Genomic DNA, 5,166 nt, shown 5'->3' on the forward strand with positions numbered 1-5,166 from the left:
GACGCCGCGCACCAGATGAAGGGCGGAGGAGTAGGTCATGGGGCGGCCCCGGCGCGGCGCCTTGCGATCACCTGCGGGTCAATCGAGTGCGTAGACAAGATGTGCTCCTTTGTGCCACGACGGCGCGCTGCGTAGTGTGGAAAAAACATCAGGGGGCGATGGCGGTGCGCAGGCGCAGGCCTATGCGTTCCTGCAAGCCCTTGAGCTTGGGATTGATGACGGGGCCGGTGTCGGCGGCCACGCTTTCGCCCAGCTTTTTTTGCAGCTCCGGCAGCATGGCTTCGAATTTCTTGCGCACGGGCGATTCGAGGATGGCGAGGATCTGGCGCAGCTCGTCTTCCGAGAAATGCGCGGCCAGCAGTGGCGTCACTGTTTGCGGGATCAGCTTGTCGGCGCTGGCGCGCGTGATGGGGGCGGCGTCCTCCATGAACTTTTTCGCTTCGACGGTGATCTCACCCATGGTCGCGTCGCGCTTCTCGGTGGCGACGCGGCCCTGCAGCAGGCCGCGCGCCTGTTGCAGCGCGTCGCCGACGGGCTGGCCGAGCATGGTCTCGCCGATGCTGTCGAGGTTCATCAGCTTGAAGATGCTTTGCGCCAGCTGCTGCTTGGCCGGCGATACGGCGGCCGATGCCGATGCCGATGCCGGCGCGGGCTGGGCCGCGGCCGGGTTGTCGGCCGCGGCCGCGGCGGCGCAGATCAGCAGGGCGGCGAATGTGGTGGTCTTTAACATGGTGCTCCTTCGGTGTCCGGTGGGTCAGAAACGGTGGGTGTAATCGATGCCGACATAGCGCACGTGGATGTCGCCGGCGACGTCGAGCCCGGCATACGGGTTGTAGATGACGTTGAGGAAGGTGTTGCAGTTCAAATTGCAATCGGTGTTGGCCGGCGTGTTGAATTTGCCGGTCATGTAGGAGCCGGTCAGGCTGAGGTCGCTGTTCTTGCCGAGCTTGACGTTCAGGCCGGCGCTGTACAGCTTGGTATCCGGCAGCGGCGCGATCAGGTCGATCTTGTCGCTGGGGATGGAGCTCTTGCGCGGCTCGTAGCCGAAGCGCAGCGTCAGCCATTTGGTGGGGAACAGTTGCAGGCCGTAGGCGAAGTTGGCCTTGCTTTTATAGCCGCGCGGGATCGACAGCCGGCTGGCGTCGGCATAGCCGTACAGGTGCGCCACCTCCAGCAGCTTGACGCTCTGGTCGAACTGGAACGTCAGCGCGTCCCACTCGCTCCAGGTGGCGTAGCTGGCGTCGATGTTGAGCTGCACATACTCGACGGGCTTGAGCTTGATGCCGACCTGGATGTGGGTGGGGAAGGGGATGGTGGCCGTCAGATTGCCTTTTTGCTGGGCCGGGATCGAGGTCGGAAAGCCGAGCACGGCGCCGGCGATCGGTCCCAGCAGGCTGGAGTTCAGGCCCTGGACGAAGTTGCGCAGCATGGGCTGGGTGTCGAATTCGTAGGTGCCGGTGTAATGGGTCTTGGAGCCGCCCTGGTAGACCGCGCCGATGGCGAACCACGGCTTCGGTTCCCACAGCACGCCGAGGTTGATGGTGGGGTCGAACGGGGCCGTCATTTCCAGGTGCATATTGGCGGCCTTCTTGAACGGCGTGACCATGCCGTCCTTGCCGCCGCCGCACACGCCGAAGCCGAACACGTCGATGATGTTGCCGCCGTTGTCGGGACACCAGCCCTGCTGCAGCTTGCCGAACACGCCCAGCAGCTCGTTGGGGAAGCGCATCGCCGTGTCCACCTCGAAGGCCGAGTGGGCGATCGGCACCGACACGCCGAAGCGCAGCGTGTCCGAATACTTGTAGCCGACCGACGGCGCCAGGTACACCAGGCGCTGCAGCTGGACCTGGCGGCCGTCGTACTGGGCGGGGTCGTTGGGGTCGGTGGTGCGGTCGATGCTCATGGCCTGCGCCATATAGCTGTTGGTGGCGAAGGTCCACGGCGAGCCGGCCGTGTTCCAGGCCAGGCCGATGCCGGGCACGACCACGGCCGGCAGGCGCCAGCCGGGCTTGCCGTAGGCCGGGATCGTCATGCCCTGGCGCACCGGACCGGAATGGCTGCCGGCCAGCGGATCGTCGGTCCAGCCGCCGATGTCGAAGCCGGCCGGCTGGTGGAAGCTGGCGCTGGTGCGGATCGAGGCGCCGAAGGCGTGGATGCTTTCGCTGTCGCCTTCGAGGCGGGCCAGGCCGGCCGGGTTGAAGTGGATCGAGTCGATGCCGGGCGGGTCGGCCGTGACGGCGTTGCCGAGCGCCATGGCGGTGACGCTGGTGGTCAGGTTTTCGGTCAGCGCCGCGCGCGCCGGCGGCGCGACCACGCAGGTGGCGAGCGCGGCCGCCAGGATGGCGCAGGGCGCGACGGACGCGGCGGCGGTCAGGCGCATCGCTTAAAACGCCAGCGGCAGGTTGACGTCGAGCGACAGATTCGGCGAGTCGCTGGTCAGGCCGATGCCGACCGAGACGTTGACCGTCGTCTTCGGCGAGATGCGGTAGCCCAGGCCCATGTTGAGGATGCCGGAAGTCTGGGTGGTGGTCTTCGCTTGCAGGCCGTCGAGGAAGCGCAGTTTCGAGCCGGCCGAGATCGCTTCCTGGAAGGACACCGTCGTCGAAATATCGTAGGACAGGGCGTAGGCGAAGCCCATGCCGAAGGCGACCGAGCCGCCCGGCTGCACGCGGGTGAGCGTGCGGGTGCCGTTGGCCTGGTAGAGATTGGTGGCCGGCGCGCTGATGGTGCCGCTGATCGAGCCGAACAGCGCGACCGGATCGACGATGCGGTTGGCGTTGACGCCGGCCGACACCGCCGTCACGCCGCTGCCGGTGGCCTGGCCGCTGCCGGCGATGACCTTGAACGGGCTGCGTCCGCTGGGCAGGCGCAGATTGCTGGTGAAGGTGACGTTGGCGCTGTCGCGGCGCGCCTCGAAGGGCTGCCAGCGCGCGCCCAGGGAAATGTCGCCGATGGTGTTGGAGACGCCGCTGTCGACCGTGCTTTCGGAATAGCGCGACAGCACCGGCAGCGTGACGTTGCCGGTCAGGTTGTTGAGCAGGCCGTAGTCGCCGGAAAAGGTGTTGGTGATGGTGTGCGAGCTGGTGTTTTCGATGTTGAACAGGGAGACGCCGCCGCCGGCCAGGTCGGTGACGATTTTTTCCTGGCCGATGTAGGTGTAGTTGACGTCGTAGGTGAGCTGGAACTGGTTGCGGCGGATCAGCGAGTATTGCTTGTCGACGGCCGTGAGCGTCTGCTTGAGCAGCGCGCTCTGGTCGCCTTCGCCCTCCTTTTTGGCCAGCGCGTCGCGCGCGGCGCCGGCGTCGGCCGGGGCGGCGGCCGGAGTCGAGCCGGAACTGGCGGCACTCGCGTCCTGCGCGCGGACCGGCGCGCACAACATGGTCAGGACGAGAGCGGAAGCGACGGTGCCGGTCACGATGGTAACAGGCAGGGGGCGCGTGATGCGTGGGGTCATGGTGGTCCTTGTGGGAGGTGGTGGCGCTGGCTGAAACGTTATTGGTGGTGGATCCAGGTGCCGGCGGCGCCGGAATTGACGGCGCGGTCGAGCAGCTGGCTGGCGTTGTTGAGGGCGTCGAGCCGGCCGCGGTTGGTGACGCGGTCCATGTCGACGACGCCCAGTTCGCGGTCGCTCAGCGCCAGTTGCGCCAGCGCCGGCTTGTCCTTGGCCGGCGAGACGATGAACAGCGTGTTCTTGTCCCACAGCTTGGCGAAGTCGGCCAGCGAGAACACGATGTTGCCGGCCGACGGGTCGGCGATGAAGACGACCTCGCCGCGTATGCCGCGCAGCACCACGAAGTGCTTGGCGCCGGCGTAGTCGATGGGCACGATGGCCGGCTCGGTCAGCGTCTGCAAGTCCTTCAGGTCGGCGCGGAAGCCGGCGCCGCTCAGGCCCAGCGAGCCGACGTAGCGTTTCATGTCGAGCAGCGAAAAGCCGCGCCGTTCGATGATTTTTTCCTTCTCGCCCTTGTCGAGCATGCCTTCCATGGCTTGCTGCTCGGTGACGTCGACGCCGATGTGGTACTTGAGGATGGTGGTCAGCGCGGCCGAGCCGCAGCTGAAGTCGTAAGCCTGGTGGACGATGTGTTTGTACTTGAGCTCGGTGTACGGCTCCATCGTCACCGACTGCGTGTAGGCGCCGCCGCCGAGCAGGTTTTCCGGCATGTCGTACTGGCCCTTGGGGCGGTCGACCGGTTCGTGGCGCGCGAGTACCCCCGCGCCGCCGATGATGGCGGCGACGATGCCCAGCAAAATCATCAGCATGGGCTCAGCTTTCGGCGTGGTGGCGGTGGCGCCGGCGGTGCGTGCGGAGGGGTTCGCGCGTGCGTTCGCGGCCGCATTCGCGGGCGGGCGCGTGCGCGCGCGCAGGCGAGGGCGGGGTGGCGCGGCGGGGCGTGACGGGCGCGTGCAGGCACACGCGGCCCCGGGGCGCTGGGCGTCCCATGACTGCTTTCATTCTTGTCTCCGATAGTTTTAATTAGAACGACCGTGCTTTATTTTGCCGGTCTTTGTCCTTGTTTTTTTATAATTTATTAACGCATGTTTTGCTTTTTCTCAGCATTAAGAATTTTAGATTGTTACATCTAAATCATCTTTGGCATCGTGTGCTAATGCAAACAACATTTCCACAACAGCGCCCTCACTCTGTATGGCTCCCAAGGCCAAGCATTTGGCCTTGCAGGCCTGAGCGAAAGGATGGACCGGGGCCGAAGGCGGCTCCTATCATTCATTTTAATTAATACACAAATATTAAGATTTTCACGGGAGCCGACCCGGTATCCGTGGCTTTGCAGTCCATAACAACCACAACCATTCTTGGAGATAACACCATGCAAACGATCAAAACCCTCATCGCCGCCGCCCTCGCCACCGCCGCCTTCTCGGCCTCGGCCATGACCCCCATCCAGGACGCCGAACTGAGCACCGTCAGCGGCCAGGACGGCGTGTCGATCGCGGCGAACCTGAACATCAACATCGGTTCCTTCGTTTACACGGACACCGACGTCAACGGCGGTTCGGTCGCCTTCAGCAACATCGGCGTGCATGGCATCCTGGCCGCCGCCATCGACATCGTCAACGCGCCGACCTTCGCCGCGTCGCTGGTCAAGCTGGGCGTGGACCCGGCCACCGCCGTCACGTCCGGTTTCTACAACGGCAGCAGCGACGTGG

Annotated in this window: 5 protein-coding genes; 1 reads left to right on the forward strand and 4 read right to left on the reverse strand. The window is 65.2% G+C overall.

What is annotated here, in order from left to right:
• Positions 1–148: 148 nt before the first annotated feature.
• From Q0S71_RS14805 to Q0S71_RS14820, 4 genes are read right to left on the reverse strand one after another with little or no spacing between them, the layout of a single operon-like run.
• Entirely contained in the window at positions 149–730 is a 582-nt protein-coding gene (locus Q0S71_RS14805) for a DUF2059 domain-containing protein (protein WP_295997077.1), read from the reverse strand.
• Positions 731–754: 24 nt separating this feature from the next.
• On the reverse strand, positions 755–2,380 hold the full coding sequence (locus Q0S71_RS14810) for an OmpP1/FadL family transporter (RefSeq protein ID WP_295997080.1): 1,626 nt from the start codon (positions 2,378–2,380) through the stop codon (positions 755–757).
• Between the two features lie 3 nt (positions 2,381–2,383).
• Positions 2,384–3,454, reverse strand: coding sequence for a transporter (locus tag Q0S71_RS14815; RefSeq protein WP_295997083.1), 1,071 nt, complete (start codon positions 3,452–3,454; stop codon positions 2,384–2,386).
• A 38-nt stretch (positions 3,455–3,492) separates the two neighbouring features.
• A complete protein-coding gene (locus tag Q0S71_RS14820) occupies positions 3,493–4,260 on the reverse strand; it encodes a C39 family peptidase (protein ID WP_295997085.1) in 768 nt (255 codons plus the stop codon).
• Positions 4,261–4,826: 566 nt separating this feature from the next.
• Between Q0S71_RS14820 and Q0S71_RS14825 the strand changes: the two genes are divergently transcribed.
• On the forward strand, positions 4,827–5,166 hold a 340-nt coding region (locus Q0S71_RS14825), incomplete at its 3' end, for a DUF6160 family protein (protein WP_295997086.1).

It is taken from the genome of Rugamonas sp. (assembly GCF_025354735.1).
GTDB lineage: Bacteria > Pseudomonadota > Gammaproteobacteria > Burkholderiales > Burkholderiaceae_D > Rugamonas.

Coding starts and splice junctions, on each gene's coding strand:
- Q0S71_RS14810 (WP_295997080.1), bottom strand. CDS start 2,380: ATGCGCCTGACCGCCGCCGCGTCCGTCGCGCCCTGCGCCATCCTGGCG.
- Q0S71_RS14815 (WP_295997083.1), bottom strand. CDS start 3,454: ATGACCCCACGCATCACGCGCCCCCTGCCTGTTACCATCGTGACCGGC.
- Q0S71_RS14820 (WP_295997085.1), bottom strand. CDS start 4,260: ATGCTGATGATTTTGCTGGGCATCGTCGCCGCCATCATCGGCGGCGCG.
- Q0S71_RS14805 (WP_295997077.1), bottom strand. CDS start 730: ATGTTAAAGACCACCACATTCGCCGCCCTGCTGATCTGCGCCGCCGCG.